17 protein-coding genes are annotated in these 21,346 nt (G+C 69.7%); 10 read left to right on the plus strand and 7 right to left on the minus strand.

Going from position 1 to position 21,346, the window contains the following annotated elements; translation table 11 throughout:
- Positions 1-147: 147 nt before the first annotated feature.
- Positions 148-939 (minus strand): exodeoxyribonuclease III, encoded by a 792-nt coding sequence (gene xth / locus IGS68_RS24375; protein WP_201074912.1) that lies wholly within the window; start codon positions 937-939, stop codon positions 148-150.
- A 156-nt stretch (positions 940-1,095) separates the two neighbouring features.
- On the opposite strand from xth, the gene IGS68_RS24380 reads away from it, so the two are divergent.
- Entirely contained in the window at positions 1,096-1,515 is a 420-nt protein-coding gene (locus tag IGS68_RS24380) for a CopG family transcriptional regulator (protein WP_201074914.1), read from the plus strand.
- Positions 1,516-1,555: 40 nt separating this feature from the next.
- Entirely contained in the window at positions 1,556-2,797 is a 1,242-nt protein-coding gene (locus IGS68_RS24385) for an extracellular catalytic domain type 1 short-chain-length polyhydroxyalkanoate depolymerase (RefSeq protein ID WP_201074916.1), read from the plus strand.
- Between the two features lie 13 nt (positions 2,798-2,810).
- On the opposite strand, the gene IGS68_RS24390 is transcribed toward IGS68_RS24385, so the two are convergent.
- Positions 2,811-3,992 (minus strand): SpoIIE family protein phosphatase, encoded by a 1,182-nt coding sequence (locus IGS68_RS24390; RefSeq protein WP_201074918.1) that lies wholly within the window; start codon positions 3,990-3,992, stop codon positions 2,811-2,813.
- 324 nt (positions 3,993-4,316) lie between these two features.
- On the opposite strand from IGS68_RS24390, the gene IGS68_RS24395 reads away from it, so the two are divergent.
- Positions 4,317-5,255, plus strand: coding sequence for an alpha/beta hydrolase (locus tag IGS68_RS24395; protein WP_201074921.1), 939 nt, complete (start codon positions 4,317-4,319; stop codon positions 5,253-5,255).
- 153 nt (positions 5,256-5,408) lie between these two features.
- On the opposite strand, the gene IGS68_RS24400 is transcribed toward IGS68_RS24395, so the two are convergent.
- On the minus strand, positions 5,409-6,362 hold the full coding sequence (locus IGS68_RS24400) for an ABC transporter substrate-binding protein (protein WP_201074923.1): 954 nt from the start codon (positions 6,360-6,362) through the stop codon (positions 5,409-5,411).
- Between the two features lie 919 nt (positions 6,363-7,281).
- Here IGS68_RS24400 and IGS68_RS24405 point away from each other — a divergent pair.
- The 6 genes from IGS68_RS24405 to IGS68_RS24430 all read left to right on the plus strand — a co-directional run bounded on the left by IGS68_RS24405 (position 7,282) and on the right by IGS68_RS24430 (position 16,497).
- Positions 7,282-8,547, plus strand: a complete 1,266-nt coding sequence (locus tag IGS68_RS24405) for an MFS transporter (protein WP_201074925.1) — start codon at positions 7,282-7,284, stop codon at positions 8,545-8,547.
- Complete coding sequence (locus IGS68_RS24410; protein WP_201074927.1) at positions 8,544-9,689, plus strand: alpha/beta fold hydrolase; 1,146 nt, start codon at positions 8,544-8,546, stop codon at positions 9,687-9,689. The genes IGS68_RS24405 and IGS68_RS24410 overlap by 4 nt, the downstream gene beginning before the upstream one ends.
- Before the next feature lie 5 nt (positions 9,690-9,694).
- Entirely contained in the window at positions 9,695-13,225 is a 3,531-nt protein-coding gene (locus IGS68_RS24415) for an ATP-binding protein (protein WP_201074929.1), read from the plus strand.
- A gap of 69 nt (positions 13,226-13,294) precedes the next feature.
- Positions 13,295-13,870 (plus strand): histidine phosphatase family protein, encoded by a 576-nt coding sequence (locus IGS68_RS24420; protein ID WP_201074931.1) that lies wholly within the window; start codon positions 13,295-13,297, stop codon positions 13,868-13,870.
- 176 nt (positions 13,871-14,046) lie between these two features.
- The gene (locus IGS68_RS24425) at positions 14,047-15,612 is read left to right on the plus strand and encodes a methyl-accepting chemotaxis protein (protein WP_201074933.1); all 1,566 of its coding nucleotides are present in this window, start codon (positions 14,047-14,049) and stop codon (positions 15,610-15,612) included.
- Positions 15,613-16,005: 393 nt separating this feature from the next.
- The gene (locus IGS68_RS24430; RefSeq protein WP_201074935.1) at positions 16,006-16,497 is read left to right on the plus strand and encodes a MarR family winged helix-turn-helix transcriptional regulator; all 492 of its coding nucleotides are present in this window, start codon (positions 16,006-16,008) and stop codon (positions 16,495-16,497) included.
- Between the two features lie 2 nt (positions 16,498-16,499).
- On the opposite strand, the gene IGS68_RS24435 is transcribed toward IGS68_RS24430, so the two are convergent.
- The 4 genes from IGS68_RS24435 to IGS68_RS24450 form a co-directional block, all read right to left on the minus strand.
- Complete coding sequence (locus IGS68_RS24435) at positions 16,500-17,303, minus strand: gamma-glutamyl-gamma-aminobutyrate hydrolase family protein (protein ID WP_201074936.1); 804 nt, start codon at positions 17,301-17,303, stop codon at positions 16,500-16,502.
- A 126-nt stretch (positions 17,304-17,429) separates the two neighbouring features.
- The gene (locus IGS68_RS24440; protein WP_201074939.1) at positions 17,430-17,837 is read right to left on the minus strand and encodes a flagellar basal body rod protein FlgC; all 408 of its coding nucleotides are present in this window, start codon (positions 17,835-17,837) and stop codon (positions 17,430-17,432) included.
- Between the two features lie 92 nt (positions 17,838-17,929).
- Positions 17,930-19,666: a stimulus-sensing domain-containing protein gene (locus tag IGS68_RS24445; RefSeq protein ID WP_201074946.1), complete on the minus strand. Its 1,737-nt coding sequence runs from the start codon at positions 19,664-19,666 to the stop codon at positions 17,930-17,932.
- Positions 19,659-20,360 (minus strand): response regulator transcription factor, encoded by a 702-nt coding sequence (locus IGS68_RS24450; RefSeq protein WP_247881059.1) that lies wholly within the window; start codon positions 20,358-20,360, stop codon positions 19,659-19,661. The genes IGS68_RS24445 and IGS68_RS24450 overlap by 8 nt, the downstream gene beginning before the upstream one ends.
- 168 nt (positions 20,361-20,528) lie before the next feature.
- On the opposite strand from IGS68_RS24450, the gene IGS68_RS24455 reads away from it, so the two are divergent.
- Complete coding sequence (locus IGS68_RS24455; protein WP_201074951.1) at positions 20,529-21,311, plus strand: HugZ family pyridoxamine 5'-phosphate oxidase; 783 nt, start codon at positions 20,529-20,531, stop codon at positions 21,309-21,311.
- Positions 21,312-21,346 lie beyond the last annotated feature (35 nt).

Consider the following 21,346-nt stretch of genomic DNA (forward strand, 5'->3'; position numbering starts at 1 on the left):
GAACAGCCCTTCACGCAGGCGCCCTCATTAAAGGGCGTCTCCAGCCTGGCCCCGGCTGGATCTACCGGCCACCGCATGAGCCCCCCGCGGTGGCCGTTTTCTTTTCCGCTTCCGGTATCGCTCCCCCGGCCCCGCCGCAACCTCCCGTCACACGTCCAGGTCGATCAGCACCGGGACGTGGTCGGACGGCTTCGGCTCCCAGCCGCGCGCCTCGCGCAGGATCTCGTGGCCGCGCAGGCTGCCCGCCAGCGGCTCCGTGACCCAGATATGGTCCAGCCGGCGGCCCCGGTCGGCGGCCGACCAGTCCTTGGCGCGATAGCTCCACCAAGTATAGAGCTTCCGGTCGTCCGGCACGAAGCGGCGGACCGCGTCCACCCAGCCGATCGACCGCTGCATCGCCGTCAGCCGCTCGACCTCCGCGGGGGTGTGCGAGACGACGTCGAGCATCTGCTTGTGCGACCAGACGTCGTGCTCCAGCGGCGCCACGTTGAAGTCGCCGACCACGACCATCGGCCGGTCCGGCGTCCGCTCGGCCGCCCACCACGCCGTCATCTCGTCCAGGAAGCGCAGCTTGTGCTCGAACTTGGCGTTGACCGCCGGGTCGGGAACGTCCCCGCCCGAGGGGATGTAGACGCTGTGGATCTCGATGCCGTCGACCACGGCGATGGCGTGGCGGCAGTCCTGCCTGTCGCACCAGTGCTGCACGCATCCGCCGGTCAGCGGCCGGCGCGACAGGATCGCGACGCCGTTGTAGCTCTTCATTCCGTGGATCTGCACATGGACGTAGCCGCGCTCCGCCAGGGGAGCCAGGGGAAAGGTCTCGTCGACCGTCTTGGTCTCCTGGAGGCAGATGACGTCGGGCGCCTTCTCGTCGATCAGGCGCAGCAGGAGATCCAGCCGCAGCCGGACGGAGTTGATGTTCCAGGTGGCGATTCGCAAGGCAGGCTCGGGACGGACACGGGACGGGAAGGGATGGTGCGGCACCATACAGCATCGCGGCGCGGCCGCACCGGAATAATCGGGAGGCGCCCCTTGATATCTCACCCCTTCCCACCGAAATACCATCCCACTGGATGGTCATAGGATGGCAAAGAGATGGCGAGCAACGTGCAGGACATCCGGTCCAAGGGGCCGGACAGCGAGAAGATCACGATCAACCTGGGCTACGTGGATCTCGGCCACGTCGATCTGCTGGTGCAGGAGGGGTTCTACTCCAACCGGACGGACTTTATCCGGACCGCCATCCGAAACCAGATCGAACGCCATGCCGACGTCGTCCGGCAGGCGGTGACCCGCAAGAGCGTGGATCTCGGCCTTCGGCACTTCACCCGCGCGGACCTGGAGGCGGCGCGGGATGCCGGGCAGATGCTCGATGTCCGCGTCCTGGGGCTGGCGACCATCGCCCAGGACGTCACGCCGGAACTGGCCCGCGCCACCATCGCCTCGCTCACCGTCCTGGGTGCCCTCCATGCCAGCGCCGCCGTCAAGTCGGCCCTGGCCGACCGAATCAAGTAAGCCTCCCCGGCAGGACTCCCGGGAACAGAAAGCACCCGACATGAACAGCAGATTTCCCTCCGGCATGCCTCCCGAATTCGCCGAGGCGACCCGCCTGACCGGCGCCGGAAAGCTGGCCGAGGCCACCGCCCTGATCCAGCGCATGCTGAACGGCGGCGGCGCGGCCCCCTCGGCGCCGGCCGATCCCGCTTCCACCGTGATCGACGTGGAGCCGGTGCGTCTCGACGGCGGACAGGCGAAACCCGCTCCCGGGCCGTCGGCGAAGTTCGCGGGCAGGCTGCACCCGCGCTCCGGTCCCCTGCCCGGCCTGGGCGAGACCTTGCGCGGCCTCGCAGCCCGCGGCATGCCGGCAGGGTTCGACATCGGCGGCGGTTTCCCGCGGCCGGCCGCCGATCCCCTGCCAGACGGCGCCTCCTTCGAGACGAAGTCCCATGCCGGCCCGGCCGGGACGCGGGACTACAAGCTCTATGTGCCCGCCAGCCGCACCGGCCGCCCCATGCCGCTGGTCGTCATGCTCCATGGCTGCACCCAGTCGCCCGACGACTTCGCGGCGGGAACCCGCATGAACGCGGCGGCGGAGGAGCTCGGCTTCCTGGTGGCCTACCCGGCGCAGCCGTCCTCCGCCAACGCGCAGAGATGCTGGAACTGGTTCAAGCCGGAGGACCAGGGCCGCGACCGGGGCGAGCCCTCGCTGATCGCCGGGATCACCCGGCAGGTCATGCGCGACCATCCGGTGGACCCGGAACGGGTCTATGTCGCGGGGCTGTCCGCAGGCGGCGCGACCGCCGCGATCCTGGGGGCCGCATATCCGGACCTCTACGCCGCGATCGGGGTTCATTCCGGCCTGCCCAGCGGCGCCGCCCGCGACCTGCCTTCCGCCTTCGCGGCCATGCGGCAGGGGGCGCCGGGAACGGGAACGGCGGGCGGCGGCGGCGCGGTGCCCACCATCGTCTTCCACGGCGACCGGGACGGCACCGTCCATCCCGGCAACGGCGACGCGGTCGCAGCCCAGGCCCTGGCGCATCCCGCCGCCCGGAAGGCTGGATTGCGCGCGACGGTCGAGCGCGGCCAGACGCCGGGCGGGCGGGCCTTCAGCCGCACCGTCCATGCCGACCCGTCCGGCAGCGCGCTGTGCGAGCAGTGGTCGATCGCCGGGGCCGGGCACGCCTGGGCGGGCGGCAGCCCGTCGGGGTCGTACACCGATCCGGCAGGGCCGGACGCGACGCGGGAAATGCTGCGCTTCTTCCTGTCGCACCGGAACGATCGGGCCGGCGCCGCCTGACGCGGGCGGGGACTCAGCCGCGCAGGCGCAGGGCGACGATGGTGACGTCGCCCCGGGGGGCGCCCGCGCCGGCGAAGGCGGCGGCATCCTCGCACAGGCTGGCGGCGACGACGTCCGGCGGGGCGGACAGCACGCTTTCCAGCACGGCGCGCAGCCGCTGCTCGCCGAACGTGGCCCCGGCCGGGTCGGCGGCATCGGCCAGCCCGCGGGTATAGACCACCAGCCCGTCGCCAGGCTGGAGCGAAATCTCGCCGCCCGAAGCCGCCTCGTCGCTCCCGTCCCCGCCGAGCGGCGGGCCGCGGCGGCCGGCGAGCGGCAGGACGCCCAGCATGCCGCTGAGCACAACCGGGGCCGGCATGCCGGCATTGGCGTGGCGAAGGGCGCCGCCCTGGGCCGGGAACAGGCCGACGAACAGGCCGACCGGGAATCCTCCGTCCAGTTCCCGGCCGACCGAGGCGACCACCTCCGCCGGGTCCGCGCCCTCGTTCACGGCGGCGCGGGCAAGCGCCCGGACGCGCGCGGCGGTCAGCACGGCGGCGACCCCCGAGCCGGCAACGGTGCCGACCAGGAAACAGGTGCCGCCGCCGGGGGCCGGCAGGACGTCGTGGAAGTCCCCGCCCAGCCCGGGCTCCGCGCCGCCGGCGCCGGACGCCGGTTCCGCCAGGACCGCGGCGTCCACCGGGAAGCCGGAGCCGGGAAGCGGGAAGCCCTGCCGCGCCAGGGCAGCCCGCAGTGCCCGCGCCGCCCGCCGGTCGATCGCCTGGCTCTCGCGGGCGACCGCCACCTCCTGCCGGAGCCGGCGCCGCTCCAGGCAGGCATCCACCCGCTGCTGAAGCTGCATCACGTTGAAGGGTTTCGCCAGATAGTCGGTGGCGCCCATCTCGATGCACTGGATCGTGTCTTCCATGTTGGTGATCGCGGAGATCACCACGACGGGAATGTTGGCCAGCAACCCTTCCTTCTTCAGTCGGCGGACGACCTCCGTCCCGCCGATCCTCGGCAGGTTGAGGTCGAGCAGGATCAGGTCGAAGGTGTTGGCCTTGGCCAAGTCGAGCGCTTGGCGGCCGTCGTTGGCGACCGTCAGTTCGGTGAAACCGGCCTTGCGCAGGTATAGCTCGATCAACTGCTGACTGAACTCGTCGTCCTCGACGACGAGCAGGCGCTCATTGCGGGATGCGATTAGGGCTTGGGCCATTGGGGGAGACCTCGATCATGCATGATCACCGGCGGCATCGGGGCCTTTCCGTTGGCTTTGCCATCGGGGTGGCACGCCACCGGTTGCTGGAATAGACGAGAAGGAAATCGACGGAGTCGCGGCAAGGCATCCGGAGCGAGGGCCGCCTTGCAACCCGAGTTAATCAGTATTCTAAGTGATATTCCGTATAGGTGCAATGCATATCGAACATGCTCCTTATAATAAGATCTATCATGCGAATGCAACCACGGCTAATCTGCGGCACCCGGCAAGATTACCCGGAGCATCGCGTTGGGCCGGGACTGCGCGGAGAGGGGAACGGAAATGAAGCGATTTGGATCAAGGTTCGCCGCCCTGGCGACCTCCATGGGATTGCCGTCCGGCGCCTGGGCCGGCGCCGCACTCGCCGCATGGCTCGCCGCGGCGCCGGCGCTGGCGGGCACCGTGCTCGAACAGAGCCTGGCCTCGCCGACGCTCGGCCGCGACTACCGCTTCACGGTCTACCTGCCGGACGGCTACGCCGACGCGTGCCTGTCCTATCCCGTGCTGTACCTGCTGCACGGCGCCAACGGCGACGAACATGACTGGCTGGTCAAGGGCAAGGCCGAATCGACCCTGGACGCGCTGATCGCCGGGGGAGCCATTCCGCCGACGGTGGTCGTGATGCCCGGCCACAAGCAGATGTGGTGGGTGGACGCCAACGCGGAAAAATCCCAGACCGTGCTGATGACAGAGCTGCTGCCGGAGGTCGAGCGCCGGTTCCGCACGATCGCCGACCGTTCCGGCCGCTTGGTGGCCGGCCTGTCGGCGGGAGGCCTTGCCGCGGCCCGCCTGTCTTTCCAGTATCCCGACCGGTTCGCCGCCGCCGGCGCGCTGAGCCCGGCGGTCTACGAACCGCTGCCGCCCGCCACCTCGTCGGCGATGAAGGATCCGCCTTTCCAGAAGGACGGCAAGTTCGATCCGGAATCATGGCAGCGCCTGGGCTGGCGCCCCCTGTTCGACGCCTACCGCACCCAGCCGCTGGTGGTCCCCTTCTATATCAACAGCGGCGACATCGACCGGTTCGAGATCGCCTACCACGCGGCCGTCCTGTTCCGGGACCTGAATCGGCACCAGCCGGGCAAGGCGGTCTTCCGGGTGGTCGCCGGCGACCATGAATGGCCGGTCTGGGCCGGCACGCTGGGCGATGCGCTGAAGTACCTGTCGGGCCATGCCAGCGCGCCGGTCGAAGCGCCGCCGTCGGCGTGCCCGCCGAAGACGTAACGGCGGGCCTCCGGTTTCCATGGCACCGTACCCGAGTCCTTCGAGGGGTACGGTGTCAAGGTGTCAAGCTTCCGAAAAGGAAAACCCCATGGCCCGTCGGCAGGGAAATGCCGGCGGGCCACGGGGCCGAGCAACTCCGGTCTATAGAGGCGGTCAGTTGTCCATGATGGCATCGGCCGGCGGCGTGATGCCGTGCTTTTCGGCCGCCGCCTTGGACATGAAGAATTTCGGCTTCGGCAGCAGGACCGGCAGGGTGGCAGGATTGGCGCCGTTCAGCACCTTCGCCATCTGCTCGGCGGCAGCGATGCCCATGTCGGTGGCGGATGCCCCGTAGGCCGCGAGCCAGCCGGCCTTGGTGTAGGTCTGGGTGGCTCCGAACAGCGGCACTATGTTGCCGATCGCGGCGTGGATCTCGCCCGCGACCGATCCGACGTAATTGTCGGCGCCGGCATAGACGGCGTCCACCTTGACCTTTCCCGACGTGATTTCCGCCAGCACTTCCTTCAGCGATTCGTTGCCGGGAGTGACGCGGCGGGACGTGATGTTGACTCCGTTCTTCTCGGCCCAGCTGCGAACCTCGTTCTCGACGATGTTGGAATTGGGCTCGCGGGAGTTGAACAGCACCAGGAGGGTCCTGATCGGTTTAAGCTTGGTCAAGGCGTCGAACTGGGTGGCGATCGGCACGCCGTTCGTGACGCCGGTAACGGTGCCGCCGGGCTCCTGCAGCGACTTTACGAGCTTGGCGCCGACTGGATCGACCACGATGTCGAACACGACCGGGACGCGGTCGCGGACCACGCTGGTCGCGACCTGGGTGGCGGGCGTTCCATGGGTATAGGCCGCATGGAAGGCCTTGGCCTCGATTTCGGCCTCGAGCGCCTGCAGGGCGGAAGCCAACGCGCCGCGATCCTGGTTGCCGTTTATCTCGCGGTAATTCGCCTTGATGCCCAGTTCCGCCAGCCTGACCTTGAAAGCCTCTTCCGAGGCGGTGAACCCCTTCCACAGGACGAACAGGATGTTCTTTTCCTGTGCCGCCGCAGGAACGGCGGAGAGCGGCAGTGCTACGAGCGCGCCCAGCAGGGCGGCAAACAGGAAGCGAACCTTCATGATACAACCCTCGTTAACATATTTGCGTATTTTAGGTCATCTTAATTCGCATTTATGGTAACTTGACCACCATTTGGGAGCAATTCAAAAATCCTTCTTCTGGAAAAAATGGTTCAAACCGGTAAGGCACTCCCCCGATGCCGGAAATTGTTGTCTCGACAACAACCTCCGTGTGGCTGAGCGTTCCCATGCATCTGCCAGAACCGACGCGCGGCTCCATACTGCAGGCTCGCGCTCATCAAACGTGAACGGCCGTATGTCCAGTCACTCCTCACGTGATGCCAGATCAGACTACACACTCCGTTCCGGGGTGCCTCCTGGGCGTCCCTCCCTTGATCCGACCCGCGGCCTTGCGTTCCGATCGTGGACTCAACTCTCAAGAACTGCGTCGGGCGGCATGACGACGCCATGCATCCCTGCCTCGGATTCGGATACGGGAAACTTCGGCGTGGGTCGCCGTGATCCCAAGTTCCGTGAGCTTGGCGTGGAAAGTCTTCTTCGAGTCGGTCACCCCCTTCCAGAACACGAGCAGGACGTTCTTGTCCGCAGTTGCCGTCGAAGAGGCGTCGAAAGACAATGGTAAAACTGCGCAATTATGCGCAGTCGGCCGAAGGCTCATCTTCATGATACAACTTTTATGCACAATAGCTTCATGCATAATGTTATTATAAGTAGTATTCAGGACATGTTTGTTACCAAAAAAGGAGCGGACCAGAAAACCTGACCGCAAAAAATAGGTTGTAAGCCATATAACTATCCTATAAATTAAAGTTAGAATATTTCGTAGGCGTAATCCTATATAGTTGTGAGATTCATGACGCCGGAAAACCTTTCGAGCTCCCTGCGGAACACACCTCTACCGCAAGACGATCAGAGCGCCGAAAGAGAGAGCCATGGCGCGTCAATCGCCGTGCGAGGAGTGCATGGACGGCAACTCCGCCTGATCCGGGGAGCGTTCTTCCTTTTCATCGCCGCCGACGCTTTTTCGAACGCCTTTCTTCCCGTCTACGCCCGCAATCTGCCGCTGGCGTGGCCGGGGCTCTCGCCGGAAGTCGCCGGCGGCGTGCCGGTGTCGGCCTTCTGGCTGATGGTGGCGGCCGCCCAGTTGACCACCGGCCTGTGGGAGCGGGGCCGTACCCACCGGACGCTGATCCTGGCCGCGATGGCCCTGTCGGGCACCGGCCTCGCGCTGGCGGGCTTGGCCGGAACCGTTCACGAATTGATCCTATGGCGGGGGGTCGGCGGGTTCGGGTACGGCATCGTCATGATCCTGGTCCAGGACGGAATCCTGCGGATCATGGGGCCGGAGGCGCGCACCCAGGCCTCGGGTAAATATCTCAGCGCCTTCTTCGCCGGGACGATTTGCGGCACCCTCGCGGGCAGCGCCGTCGCCGACGCGGCCGGTTTCGACAAGGCCTTCTTCGCCGCCGCCGCGGTCACCGCCTGCGCCCTGGTCCTGGCCCTGTTCCTGGAGGCGTACCGCGAGTCCGCCCCGCGCCAGCCGTTCCGCCCGCTGGCGCTGCTGCGCAATCCACTGGTCGTCGCCCTGGTCGCCTTCGCCGCCGTGCCGTCGCGCCTCGTGAACGGGGCATTCCTTTTCTATCTGCTGCCGCTGTACCTCCACGACGCCGAGGCGTCGCCGACCGAGACGGCCCGCATCGTGATGATCTATTCCCTGATCCTGGCGCTGACCGCGACGGCGTGGTCGCGGCTGGTCGACCGCACCGGCCGGCCGATGCTGTTCACGTCGGCCGGCATCGCCCTGTCGGCCGCGTCGATGATGATCATTCCCGTCTGGGGGCCGGGGGGCGACCTGGCGGCCCTGTCCGGAACGGCGGCCGCGGTGGCGGCCGTGGCCCTGCTCGGCACTTCGCAGGCGATCGGGATGTCGCCCCAGGTGACGGTGCTGTTCCGGGTGGCCCGCGCGGAGATCGACCGGTTCGGCCGGACCCCCGTGCTCGGCATCTACCGCGTGTGCGAGCGGGTCGGCCTGTTCGCGGGCCCGATGGCGGCGGCCTGGCTGGTCGGAGGCTACGGCTACGGTCCCGCGCTGACGGCGCTCGGCGCCCTGGCGGCGCTTTCGGTGATCGTGCTGCTGGCCGCCTTCGCGGTGGCCCCCACTCCCCTGCCGGAGGGCCCCGCGGCCCGTCCGGACGAAGCATCCGAGCAGGAGACGACAGTATGACTTCGGCTATCCATGAAGGTTTCGCCACCGACGACCTCGCGGTGATCCCCGACGGCTCCGGCAACGAGGGCGGCTTCTCCCTGCTGTCGTGGGGCGACGCGATGACGTGGGAGGAGTACGATCTGCTGGCCGGGCGGACCGCGGCGCCGTTCGACGGCCGGTTCGACCAGTGCTTCTACAACTATATCCATCCCAAGCGGCTGCAGGGGCACTGGCCGGCCCACCAGGTCAAGGACACCCCGATCCGGCTGGCCTTCACCGACTGGGGCGACCCGGACGGGCCGCTGGTGATCTGCGTCGGCGGGATCGCCAACACGGCGCGGCGCTGGGACTACCTGGCGCTGGGACTGTGCGAGGATTTCCACGTGGTCTGCCTGGACTGGCCGGGACGCGGCATGAGCGGCTGGATGCCGACCCAGGGCGACTACACGATCGAAACCAACGTGGAGGCGATGATCCAGCTGCTCGACTACCTGGACTGTCCGCGCGCCAGCATCATCGGCTCCTCCCTCGGCGGCAGCGTCAGCATGGCCCTGGCGGCCCGGCGACCCGATCTGGTTGAGCGGCTGGTGCTCAACGACATCGGCCCCTACATGCCGGCCGAACGGCGCCGGCGGCGCGCCGAGGCGGTCGCACGCCACTATGTCTTCCGGCGGCCGGCCGACCTGTTCCGGCGCCTGGGCGCCTCGGCCAAGAACGAGGGACCGGTCACCGAGGACGAGCTGCTGCACAACACCTTCTTCCAGACCAAGTGGTCCGACGGGCACGGCGGCCGGATCTACCGCCACGACCCGCGCGCGCTCCAGGCCTATGCCGAGGAGGCCCAGGTCAGCCTGGACCAGCGGGAGGACTGGGCCCGGCTGGAACTGCCCGTGCTGGTCCTGCGCGGGATGGTGTCGGACGCGCTGCTGCCGGAGACGGTCGAGGAGATGACCGCCAAGCCCGACGTGACCGCCGTGTTCGTGCCCAACACCGGGCACACCCCGGCGCTCAGCGACGTCAACCAGATCCATTTCGTGCGCGAATGGCTGCTCGGGCGCGGCCCGGCCCATCATTTCACCTGCCTCAACCCGCCGGCGACCCCGCGCCACCTGTTCGCCGGCGCGCCGGCTCCCGCGGCCCAGCCGACCCGGAGGGCGTGAGCGCGATGACGGCTCGACCGGCCGTCCAGCAGGCGCCCCGCGAGGCGGACGCCGCCCAGGGCGAGAACGGCGCCGGCGAGGTGCCGGGCGTCGAGGGGCTTCGGCTCAAGATCGATTCGGTGCTTGGCAACCTGCCCGGGCACGACCTGACCGTCGAGAGCGACACCCCGGTCGAGCGGATCGAGGAGCTGTTCGCGGCCCACCCCACGCTGCCGGGCATCCTGCTCAGCCGGAGCGGGCGCCATGCCGGCATGGTGCCGCGCGGCCGGTTCACCGAATGCCTGGCCCGGCCGCTGGGGCGCGAGTTCTACGCCGGCCGGCCGGTCGCGCAGATGGTCAGCACGGAGCGGATGCAGGCGCTGCGGCTCGATTCCAACGACCGGCTGGAGATGGCGGCGCAGATCGCCCTGCTCCGGCCGGGCGGCCAGTCTTACGAACCGGTCGTCGTGGCCTTTCCGGACGGCCGCCACTGCGTGCTCGACATGCAGGTCATCCTGCTCCAGCTCGCCCGCTTCTACGACATCGCGACCAGCCAGAACCGCGGCCTGCTGGAGAACGTCCAGGCCTACGCCGCCCGGCTGGAAAGCACCCTGGACGAGCTGCGCCGGACCGAGGAGCGGCTGGTCCTGGACATCCAGGTGCGCGAACGGACCGAGCAGCATCTGCGCGACAACCGCATCCGCCTGCTGCGCCAGACCACGGCCTTGCAGGAGATCGCGAAGCTCGACGCGATGCGGCTGTCCGACTTCGACCGGGCGCTGACCAACATCACCGGCGTGATCGCCATGACGCTGCGGATCGACAGCGTCAGCATCTGGATCATGGAGGAGGCGGCGGACGGCCCGGCGCTGACCAGGGTGGCCCAGCACCAGGCCTGCCGCGCCGCGGCGGGCGACGAGACCGGCGGCGGCGCGCTGCCGCTGAACCACTATCCGCTCTACCGCCGGGCGCTGATGCGGGACCGCTCGCTGGTGGTCGCCGACGTCGAGTCCGACATCCGCGTCGCCGAATTGCTCGACCCGGTGCTCCGCCCGTCGGGCGTCACCTCGCTGATGCATATCTGCGTCCAGGTCGAGCAGCGCCAGGTCGGCGTCGTCCGATGCGAGCACCGGGGCGCCCCGCGCACCTGGGCCGACGACGAGGTCAACTTCGTCGAGGCGGCGATCAACTTCGTGGCGCTGGTCACGATCGGCCGGGAGCGCAAGCAGGCGGTCCAGGCGCTGCACGACAGCGAGCTGCGCCTGCTGCACCTGCTGGAGACCAGCCCGGTCGGCGTCTGCATCATCGACCGGCAGGGCCGCATCCATTTCTCCAATCCCAGCCTGTGCGACCTGTTCGGCCGCACCCGCGACCAGCTGCTGACGACCGACTTCGAGGGGCTGTACCTGGACCCGGCGCAGCACGGCGACTGCCTGGAGGTGTTCGACGCCAACGCCTGCGTGCGCGGCGTCGAGACCGCGTTCCGCCGGGCCGACGGAGAGATCCGCTGGACCATCATGTCGTGGGAGCCGTCGGTGCTCGACGGCCGCGGCGTGATCGTCGTGTGGCTGTTCGAGATCTCCGGCCTGAAGCAGGCCGAGTCGTCCCTGCGCCAGGCGAAGGAGGAGGCCGAGGCCGCGACCCGCGCCAAGTCGACCTTCCTCGCCACCATGAGCCACGAGATCCGGACGCCGATGAACGGCGTGCTGGGCATGCTCGACATCCTCGGCCGCAGCCGGCTGGACAGCGACCAGCGGCGCTCGGTCGCGGTGATCCGCGAGAGCGGCGTGTCGCTGCTCAGCATCATCGACGACATCCTGGACTTCTCCAAGGTCGAGGCCGGGCGCCTGGACCTGGAGCAGGTGCCCATGACCCTGACCGACACGGTGGAAGGCGTCGCCGCGACCCTGACGCCGGCGGCCTGGCAGAAGGGGCTGCGCCTCGTCACCTTCATCGATCCGGCGATCCCGCGCTGGCTGATCGGCGACCCGATGCGGCTGCGCCAGATCCTGTTCAACCTGGTCGGCAACGCCATCAAGTTCACCGCGGGAGGCTCGGTCACGCTGAGGATCGACCTGAACGGCGTGCGCGACGGCAGGGCCGACGTCCTGGTCCGCGTCATCGATACCGGCATCGGGCTGACCCAGGAGCAGGCGGCCCGGCTGTTCCAACCCTTCACCCAGGCGGAAAGCTCGACCACCCGGCGGTTCGGCGGGACCGGGCTCGGCCTGTCGATCTGCCGGCTGCTGGCCCAGCTGATGGGCGGCACCATCGGCGTGGACAGCGCGCCCGGCAAGGGCAGCGCCTTCCGGGTCGAGCTGTCGCTGCCGGTCGTCGAGGGCGCCTGGACCGAGCACGCCATGGGCCTCGTGGATCTCGACGGGGTCGGCGTGGTCGTCATCGTGCCGGAGGAGGACGAGCGCGCGGTCGCGACGCGCTATCTCCAGGCCGACGGCGCCTCGGTCATGGGATTCGCGGAAGCGGCCTCGGCGGCTTCCTGGATCGCCGCGGCGGGAGCGGCATCCATGGGACCCACCCCCGTGATCCTGCTCGACGCGGGCGTGGCGGCCGGCTCCGCCCTGCCGGCCGTGCCGCGCGTGAGGCTGGGCTCGGATGCCAAGCCGTTCCGGCGCGGCGGGCTCAACCGGATGGTCGCGGTCGCGGCCGGGCGGCTGGCGGAGGACAGCGCCGACCAGCCCGACGCCGGGCTGCTGGAGGAGCAGGTCAGGCTGGCGCCCGGCGGGCCGATCCTGGTCGCCGACGACCACCCGATCAACCGCGAGGTCATCGTGCTCCAGCTCGCCCAGCTCGGCTGCGAGGCCGACGCGGTCAACGACGGGGTCGAGGCGCTGGCGGCCCTGGACCGGCGGCCCTACGTGCTGCTGCTGACCGACTGCGACATGCCGGAGATGGACGGCATGCAGCTGACCATGGCGATCCGGAACCGCGAGACCGCGGGCGGCCCGAGGCTGCCGATCGTCGGCATCACCGCGAACGCCCATGCCGGCGACGTGGAGCGCTGCATCGCCGGAGGCATGGACGACTGCCTGACCAAGCCGGTCGAGACCATGCGCCTGGGCCGGGCCCTGGCGCGCTGGCTGCCCGAGGCGGACGCCGAGCCCGACGACTGCGGCGAGGGCGGCGGCGAGGGCGGCGGCGAGGGCGGCGCGGAACCCGCCGGGGCGGCGCCGCCGGCCACCTCCCCGGCCCCCTCCCCGGCCGCGGAGCCGCCGATCGACACGCGGGGCTTCCGCGAACTGCTGGGCGACGACCACGAGGCGATCCGCGGGCTGCTGGCGCGCTACGTCCAGGCCAGCGCGCCGGTCCACGACGCGCTGGCCGGCGCGATCCGGTCCGGCGAGCCGGCCGACGCGGTGAAGCGCCACGCCCACAAGCTGAAGGGCGCCTCCGGGATGGTCGGCGCGTCGGCGCTCGCCGGCGTGTGCGAGGACCTGGAGCGGGCGGGAGCCGCCGGGGACGGGGCGGCGATCGCCGGCCACGGCCCGCGCCTCGCCGAGGAATGGAGCCGCGTCGCCCGCTTCATCGAACAGTTCTGATCCGGGCGGCGCAGCATGGCCGGCCGGTCGATACCCAACCTCCCGACCGAAGCTGCGAAGGGAAGCGAGATGGCCGACATCGTCGAGGCGGGGCGCGCCCTGCTCTTCATGCGTCACGGCGAAACCGAGTTCAACCGGCGGAAGGTGCGCTGCGGCGGGGACGTGGACATCCCGCTGACCGAACTGGGCGAGGCCCAGGCCCGCGCGGCGGGCGAACTGCTGCGGGCGTCGGCCGGCTCGATCGACGCCATCGTCGCGAGCCCGCTGCTGCGGACCCGCCGCACCGCCGAGATCGTCCGCGAGGTCGCGGGCATCGCCTGCCCGGTCACCTTCCACGACGGGCTGGTCGAGCGCCGGCTGGGCGGCTGGAACGGGCTGGACATCGCGGCCACCCAGCCGCTGCTCGACGCCGGGGAGGATCCTCCCGGAGGCGAGGCGGAGCCGGATTTCCGCACCCGGGTCGGCGCCGCCCTCGCGGACATCCTGGCCCGCCGGGACAACCTGCCGCTGCTGATCGGCAGCAAGGGAGTGGCGCGCGTCCTGTCGATCCTGCTTGCGGCGGATCAGCGCGGGCCGGCGCGGAACGCCGAGGTGCTCCGATTCGACCTGCCTGCCCGGGGATGGCCGGGAGCGCCGGTTTCCTGAGGATCGCCGCGGGCTGCCTGCGGCGGCAGGGGCGCGACCCGGAGAGGTGCCGATTATCGTGGTACGGAACATTTATATTGATGATATTAAAATTTCGGTGGCAATTTCAGGTTTATGCTCTCCTGGGAACGCTCCAGGCGGTCAGGACGCGCAAAGCGAGCAAAGGGATTCATGGAATGCTGAGCTTCTACAACCGAAGCCTGATGATCAGGGTAATCGTACCGATCGTCATCCTGCTGACGGCCATCGCGCTCGGCACCACGTTGGGCGTCGCCTACATGAACATGACCAAGGCGCAGAACGCCCTGTCCGAGCGCGCCCAGATGGTCACAAAGGTGCTGGTCGGCGGCGCCGGCGAAGCGGTCTGGAACATGGACGTCGGCGCGGGCGAGGCGACCCTGGCCGCTCTCGAATCCGACCCCGACTACCTGGGCAGCGCCATCTCCGACAAGGACGGCCGGGTCTTCGCCAGCCACGGCATCGCCGCGGCCGACCATGACGGCGCGATCGTCCGGCGGGCCGACATCGTGCGCGGCACCGGCTCGCGGGAGGAGACGATCGGCTCGGTCGAGGTCCGGCTGTCCCCCCAGCGCATCTACGACGACATCCGCGACCAGACGATCCACATCGCGGGCGTCTGCGCCGCGGCCCTCCTGCTGGTCTGCGGCGTGCTGGTCCTGATCGTCCGCGGGCTGACCCTGCCGATCGTCGACATGACCTCGGTCATGACGACGCTGGCCTCGGGCCGCACCGAGGTCGAGGTGCCGGCGACCAGCCGCAAGGACGAGCTGGGCCGCATGGCCGCGGCCGTGGTGACCTTCCGCGAGAACGCGATCGAGAAAGCCCGGCTGGAAGCCGAGCAGATCCGCCTGCGGGCGGAGGCGGAGGTCCAGCGCCGCCAGGCGCTCGCCTCCGTCGCCGAGAGCTTCGACACCGACGTCGGACAGCTGCTGGCGAGCGTCAACCGGACCGCCGGGGAGATGAGCCACGCCGTCGGCGACGTGGCGGCCAGCGCCGGCGATAACGCCAGCCTCACCCGGGAAGCCGCCTCGGCCACGACCGAGGTCACCTCCAACGTCGAGACGGTCGCGGCCGCCGTCGAGCAGCTCGCCGCCTCGATCTCCGAGATCTCCAACCAGGCCCACGCCTCCCACAACGTCTCGGGCAGCGCCAACGAGCGCGTCACCGGCACCGTGGAGCGCATGAAGAAGCTGGTGGACGACGCCAACCGCATCGGCGACGTGCTGACCCTGATCTCCAGCATCGCCGGCCAGACCAACCTGCTGGCCCTGAACGCCACGATCGAGGCGGCGCGCGCCGGCGAGGCGGGCAAGGGCTTCGCCGTGGTCGCGACCGAGGTGAAGAACCTGGCCGGCCAGACCGCCAAGGCGACGGACGAGATTTCCCGGCTGGTCGGCGCGATCCAGGCTTCGACCGGCGACGCCGCGCGGGAGATCGACGGCATCGCCGGGGTGATCGTCAGCATCAGCGAGATCAGCGCCTCGATCGCCGGCGCGGTCGAGCAGCAGAACGCCGCGACGGAGGAGATCAGCCGCGCCGTCCAGCAGGCGGCGGGCGGCACCCAGCGGCTCCGCTCCAACATGGAGGGGGTGGCGCAGTCGGCGCAACGCAACGGCCAGGCGGTCCACCGGCTGCACGAGGGGATCCGCAGCCTGGAGGACAGCTTCAACGCGGTCCAGGTCCAGATCGACCATTTCGTCGGCCGGCTGACCGCGGGATGACGGGCCGGCGGGAACGCCCGGCCAAGGGGGTGGCCGGGCGCTGAAGCTCCGCTGCGGGAGCCCGGATGCGGCAGGGGAAACCGGTGGCCGGGCGACTGCCTCCAGGGGAAGAGGCCTCACTTCGTCCAGGAAGGTGGCGGAGCGGCCGGTTCCGACCAATGCGCAAAACGCATATCAAGTATGCAATAAAATGCACCCCTCCCCCTGCGACATGGTAGCGGTTGCAACCCGCGCGCAAGGTGCGTTACGAGGGCATCATCATCCTCTTTCTTTAGCGATATTCGATAAACCATACCGGAACGCTTTTCATCCGGCCGACGCGGGGACCGGACCGGCACCCCGCTCCGCGCACCGGCGCCTCGATGCGCCGGGTGACAAATCGAGGGAGCAAACTTGCCTGACACCGCGAGACCACAAGTCCTGAAGCGTCCGCGCGCCCGGGATACCCGCCAGCCGAAGCTTGCCCTCGGTCTGCTGCCCGATCTGGTCGGCTACAATCTGCGCAAGGCCCAGATCGCCGTGTTCCAGAATTTCCAGAGCGCGGTGGCCCCCCACGACATCACGCCGGGGCAGTTCGGCGTCCTGATCCTGATCTGCGAGAACCAGGGCCTCAGCCAGTCCGAGCTGGGCACCGCGGTCGGGATCGACCGCTCGACCATGGTCGCCGTGATCGACCGCCTGGAAAGCCGCGGCTGGGTCGTGCGCGCGCCCTCGCCCAACGACCGCCGGTCCTATGCGCTGGAACTCAGCGCGGAAGGCGCCGCCCTGGTGGAGGAGCTGATCCCCCGGGTCCGGGCCCACGAGCGCGCCATGGTCAAGGACCTGAGCAAGGGGGAGCAGGCCGTCCTGATCGACCTGCTGACCAGGATCGCCCGGACCGGCTGACCTCAGGCCCGCGGACGCTCCGCCCTCCGGGCGCGGTTCGCGCAAGCCGCGCCGAAGGCCCGGAACAGGGCGGTGCTGTCCGGGCATTCCCGGAAGCGCCATTCCGGGTGCCACTGGACCGCCAGCGCGAAGGCGGCGGCCCCGGTCACGCTGACCGCCTCGATGATCCCATCGGGCGCCACGGCCTCGATGCTCAGCCCGTCGGCGAGGCGGTCGATCGCCTGGGCATGGATCGAGTTGACGCGGATTTCCCCGGTTCCCGCTCCGTTGCCCGCCCCGTCGTCCAGGATGCCCGCCAACACCCCGCCGGGAGTCAGGCGCACCGGGTGGACCTTGGCGTACTGCTCCTCCACCGGCCGGGAATCGTCGGCACGGTGGTCGAGGCGGCCCGGCAGTTCCTGGACCCGCTGGTGCAGGGTGCCGCCCAGCGCCACGTTCAGCTCCTGGATGCCGCGGCAGATCGCCAGCACCGGCACCGCCGCCGCGATCGCCGCGCGGATCAGCGGCAGGGTGGTGGCGTCCCGTTCCGGATCGTGCAGGGTGCCGGCGACGCTGGCCGGCCCGCCGTACCGCGCGGGTTCCACGTTCGACGGGCTTCCCGTGACCAGCAGCCCGTCGAGCCGGGCCACCAGTTCCTCCGGGTCGAGCGAGCCGCCCAGCGCCGGAATTACCATCGGCAGCGCCCCGGCACCGTCGGAGACCGCGCGGATATACTTGTCTCCGGCGATATGGAACGGATGGTGCCCCAGCGGACGGATGCAGGCGGGAATGCCGACGAGCGGAAGGGGCTTGGAAGCCGCGGACATGGGCGGGTCACTCCGGGAAAGACGACTCGGAAAGGGCACAAGGGGGGATCAATTGGCGAACATGGCCCAAAGCGGGAACCAAAACAGAATGACCGGGCTGTCCGACCGCGCTCGGACCGGTCACTCCTAGGCCTGCATCCTCAGCAGGTCGCGGGTCATGTCGCCGGTCGCGCGGACCACGGACAGGTTGGCGGAGTAGGCGCGCGAGCCCAGGATCTGCTGGCCGAACTCCCCGCCGGCATCGACGTTGGGGACGCCGACCATGCCCTTGGCGTCGGCGTCCGGCGACGAGGGGTCGTACTCGGCGACGACCGGCGTCGACAGGGGCTTCACCCCGCCCCGGACACCGGCCCCCTGCCCCTCCGGGCCGCGCACGTCGCCCTGGGTCGCGGCGACCGGCGCGTAGGGCGACCGCGCCCCGCCCGCCGCTCCGGCTTCCCCAAGCCTGCCGGTGGTGCGCGCGTTGGCGATGTTCGACGCGCTCGCGTCGATCCGCCGGGTTTCGACCGCCGCGCCCGAAAGCGCGATTCCCATGATGCCGTTCATCGCCGCCGCCTTTTGCAACCGTTTCAGCATAATCCCGAACGGGCCCGCGCCACAAGGGCCGGCGCCATGTCCGGCACGGCTCAGGCGCGCGGCAGGCGCACCGTGAAGACCGCGCCGCGGACCTCGTCCAGCCCGTCGCGGCGGTTGCGCGCGAAGATCTCGCCGCCGTGGGCATCGACGATCTGCTTGGAGATGCTGAGACCCAGGCCGGAATGGGTGCCGAACTTCTCGCCCGCCGGCCGCTCGGTATAGAACCGGTCGAAGATCGCCTCCAGCTTGCCGTCCGGGATGCCGGGGCCGTCGTCCTCCACCGTGACCTCGACCCGCTCCCCTTCCGGCGATGCCCGGACCACGGCCGCCCGGACCGTCACCGTGCCGCCCGGCGGCGAGAAGGAGACGGCGTTGGCGATCACGTTCTGGAACACCTGCACCAGCCGTCCTTCCAGTCCGGGCACCGTCAGGTCGCCGGCCGGCGGAAGCTCCAGCAGGACGCGGGGAGCCGAGCGCTCCGCCGCCGTGGTCTGGTGGATGTCCGCGAGCATGCGCAGCATGCGGCCGATATCCACCGGCTCCGCCTCGGCCCGGCTCAGCTCTGCGTCCAGGCGGGACGCGTTGGAGATGTCGCTGATCAGCCGGTCCATGCGCTGGATGTCGTCCTCGATGATCGACATCAGCCGGCGCTGCTGGTCCGGATCGCGCACCCGCGCCACGGTCTCGACCGCGCTCCGCAGGCTGGTCAGCGGGTTCTTGATCTCGTGGGCGACGTCGGCGGCGAAGCTCTCGATCGCGTCCATCCGCATCCACAGCGCCGCCGTCATGTCGCGCAGCGCCCCCGACAGGTCCCCGATCTCGTCGCCGCGGCGGCTGAAGTCCGGGATCTCGTGATGTCGGCCGTGGCCGCGCCGGACATGGTCGGCAGCCACCGCCAGCTTGCGGATCGGCCGGGCTATGGTGCCGGCGAGATAGAAGGACAGCAGCACCGTGACCGCCAGCGCCACCGCGAACACCTTGAGGATGTCCAGGCGGACCGAGCGGATCGCCGCGTCGATCTGGGCGCCGCCGCGCGACAGCATGACCGCGCCAAGCACCTGCTTGAACCGTTGCACGGGCACCGCGACGGTCAGCATCATGCCGTGGTCGTGGGTGGTCCAGACGCTGGCGCTCACGTCGCCGGCCAGCGCCCGGACGACGTCGGCGTACTTGTCCGCGACCTGGACCGGTCCCTCGCGGAACACCGGGAACTTGTCGCGGGACGGCAGCGCGTTGACGATGTCGTCGTACAGGTCGATCGCGAAGCGGGTGATCGGGCCGCCCTGGACCGGCGGCGGCAGTTCCTCGATCTGCACGACTCCGCCGGGGCCGATCAGCACGCGGCTGTCGGCCACCAGCGTCCCCGACGGGTCGAACAGCCGGGTGCGGGTATCGGTCGTCTCGACCAGCCGGCGGACCATCTGGCGCGCCAGGTCGTGCGACAGTTCGTTGGTCTCGTCGCCGCCGCGGGTGACCGCGGCTTCGCCGATGGCGCCGGCGAAGATCCGGGCCTCGGTGCGCAGCGCTTCCAATTCGCTTTCGATCAGCCGGTCCTGGTAGCGGCCGAGATAGAGCAGCCCGCCGACCAGGATGGCGAGCGCCAGCACGTTGACCGCCAGGATGCGCAGCGTCAGCGGCGACAGGGTCCGCCGGTACCGGCGCGGCTGGGTCCGGTCGCCCCCGTCGCGCCGGCGGGCCTCCGCCGGGTCGGCCCGGGACGGGGAGCCGGAGTGCCGGCCGGCCGGGACCGGCGGCCGCACCCGGGAGGCCACGCCGTCGTCAGGCATCGCGGTATCGGTAGCCGACGCCGTACAGGGTCTCGATCTGCCCGAAATCGCCGTCGATCGCCTTGAACTTCTTGCGAAGCCGCTTGATGTGGCTGTCGATCGTGCGGTCGTCCACGTAGATATGCTCGCCATAGGCGGCATCCATCAACTGGTCGCGGCTCTTGACGTGCCCGGGGCGGACGGCCAGGGCCTTGACCAGCAGGAATTCCGTGACCGTCAGCTCGATCGGCTGGCCTTTCCAGGTGCAGGCGTGGCGCGCCGGGTCGAGCACCAGGTCGCCGCGCACGATCACCGTGCTGGGCTCGCCGCCCGCCGACTTGTCCCGGCGCATCTGCTCCCGGCGCAGCAGCGCCCGGATGCGCTCGATCAGCAGGCGCTGGCTGAACGGCTTCTTGATGTAGTCGTCGGCGCCCATGCGCAGGCCCAGCACCTCGTCGACCTCGTCGTCCTTGGAGGTCAGGAAGATGACCGGCAGCCCGCTGACCTGGCGCAGGCGCGACAGAAGCTCCATGCCGTCCATGCGGGGCATCTTGATGTCGAGCACGGCGAGGTCGACCGGCTTGGCGGTCAGGCCCCGCAGCGCCTCGTCGCCGTCCGTATATGTCCGGACCTCGAAGCCCTCTGCTTCCAGCGCGATCGACACCGACGTCAGGATGTTGCGGTCGTCGTCAACCAGCGCGATAGTTTGCGGCAACGTTTGCCTCCTCTGCACCTCGAAGTGGAGCATCCGTCGGGATGCGGAAAATCCCTCTTCCGCGCCGGCACTGTGGTTTGCCAATATGGCACCATTGCGGCGCGAAAAAGGGTTGGCTCACCCCATCGACAAGGGGTCGGCCGCCCCGGAAAGAGGCGGGTTGCTTCGATGAATACCAGCACCGGACCGGGCCCGGCCCCGGACCCCGCCCCCGGAACCGGTCCGGACGTCGCCGCGGCGGCCCGCCGCGTGATGCGCGCGACCGGCCGCGCCGCCCTGTCCACCGCCCAGCGCGACGCGGCCGGCTGGCCCTATCCGTCGCTGGTGCTCGCGGCGCTCGACCACGACGCGTCTCCCCTGCTTTTCCTCTCAGATCTGGCGGACCACACCGCGAACATCAAGATGGATCCGCGCGTCGGCCTGCTTTTCGACGGGACCGCCGGCCTGGACGAGCCGCTGGCGGGTTCCAGGGTCTCGGTGCTGGGCCGGGCGGAGCGCAGCGACGACCCGCGTCATCGTGTCCGTTTCCTGGCGCGGCACGAAAGCGCATCCTTGTACGCCGGATTCGGTGATTTCGCGATCTACCGGATCGCGGTCGAGCGCGCCCACCTCGTGGCGGGTTTCGGCCGGATCCGCTGGATCGCGGGCGACGACCTGCTTTTTCGTCTCCCAGATATCGAGACACTGGCGCTGCGGGACGCGGATATCGTAGAGCATATGAACGAGGACCATGCCGACGCGGTCGAGCTGTACGCGACCGTGCTGCTGGGCCGGGAAGGCGGCGGCTGGAAGCTGACCGGCATCGACCCCGACGGATGCGACCTGCGCCTGGGGGGTCGGACCGCCCGGATGGATTTCGGCCGCACGGTGTTCGATGCCGAGGGCGCCCGGCGGGAACTCGTGGATCTGGTCCGGCGGGCGCGCCGGATTCGAGGGGAAACGCAGGCCTGAGCCAAGGCCGACTGTAATCCGGCAAACCGGACAGA

The organism is Skermanella sp. TT6 (assembly GCF_016653635.2).
GTDB lineage: Bacteria > Pseudomonadota > Alphaproteobacteria > Azospirillales > Azospirillaceae > Skermanella > Skermanella cutis.

Coding starts and splice junctions, on each gene's coding strand:
- IGS68_RS24440 (WP_201074939.1), bottom strand. CDS start 17,837: ATGGGAATCGCGCTTTCGGGCGCGGCGGTCGAAACCCGGCGGATCGAC.
- IGS68_RS24455 (WP_201074951.1), top strand. CDS start 20,529: ATGAATACCAGCACCGGACCGGGCCCGGCCCCGGACCCCGCCCCCGGA.
- IGS68_RS24390 (WP_201074918.1), bottom strand. CDS start 3,992: ATGGCCCAAGCCCTAATCGCATCCCGCAATGAGCGCCTGCTCGTCGTC.
- IGS68_RS24410 (WP_201074927.1), top strand. CDS start 8,544: ATGACTTCGGCTATCCATGAAGGTTTCGCCACCGACGACCTCGCGGTG.
- IGS68_RS24400 (WP_201074923.1), bottom strand. CDS start 6,362: ATGAAGGTTCGCTTCCTGTTTGCCGCCCTGCTGGGCGCGCTCGTAGCA.
- IGS68_RS24380 (WP_201074914.1), top strand. CDS start 1,096: ATGGCGAGCAACGTGCAGGACATCCGGTCCAAGGGGCCGGACAGCGAG.
- IGS68_RS24425 (WP_201074933.1), top strand. CDS start 14,047: ATGCTGAGCTTCTACAACCGAAGCCTGATGATCAGGGTAATCGTACCG.
- IGS68_RS24395 (WP_201074921.1), top strand. CDS start 4,317: ATGAAGCGATTTGGATCAAGGTTCGCCGCCCTGGCGACCTCCATGGGA.
- IGS68_RS24445 (WP_201074946.1), bottom strand. CDS start 19,666: ATGCCTGACGACGGCGTGGCCTCCCGGGTGCGGCCGCCGGTCCCGGCC.
- IGS68_RS24385 (WP_201074916.1), top strand. CDS start 1,556: ATGAACAGCAGATTTCCCTCCGGCATGCCTCCCGAATTCGCCGAGGCG.
- IGS68_RS24415 (WP_201074929.1), top strand. CDS start 9,695: ATGACGGCTCGACCGGCCGTCCAGCAGGCGCCCCGCGAGGCGGACGCC.
- IGS68_RS24420 (WP_201074931.1), top strand. CDS start 13,295: ATGGCCGACATCGTCGAGGCGGGGCGCGCCCTGCTCTTCATGCGTCAC.
- IGS68_RS24435 (WP_201074936.1), bottom strand. CDS start 17,303: ATGTCCGCGGCTTCCAAGCCCCTTCCGCTCGTCGGCATTCCCGCCTGC.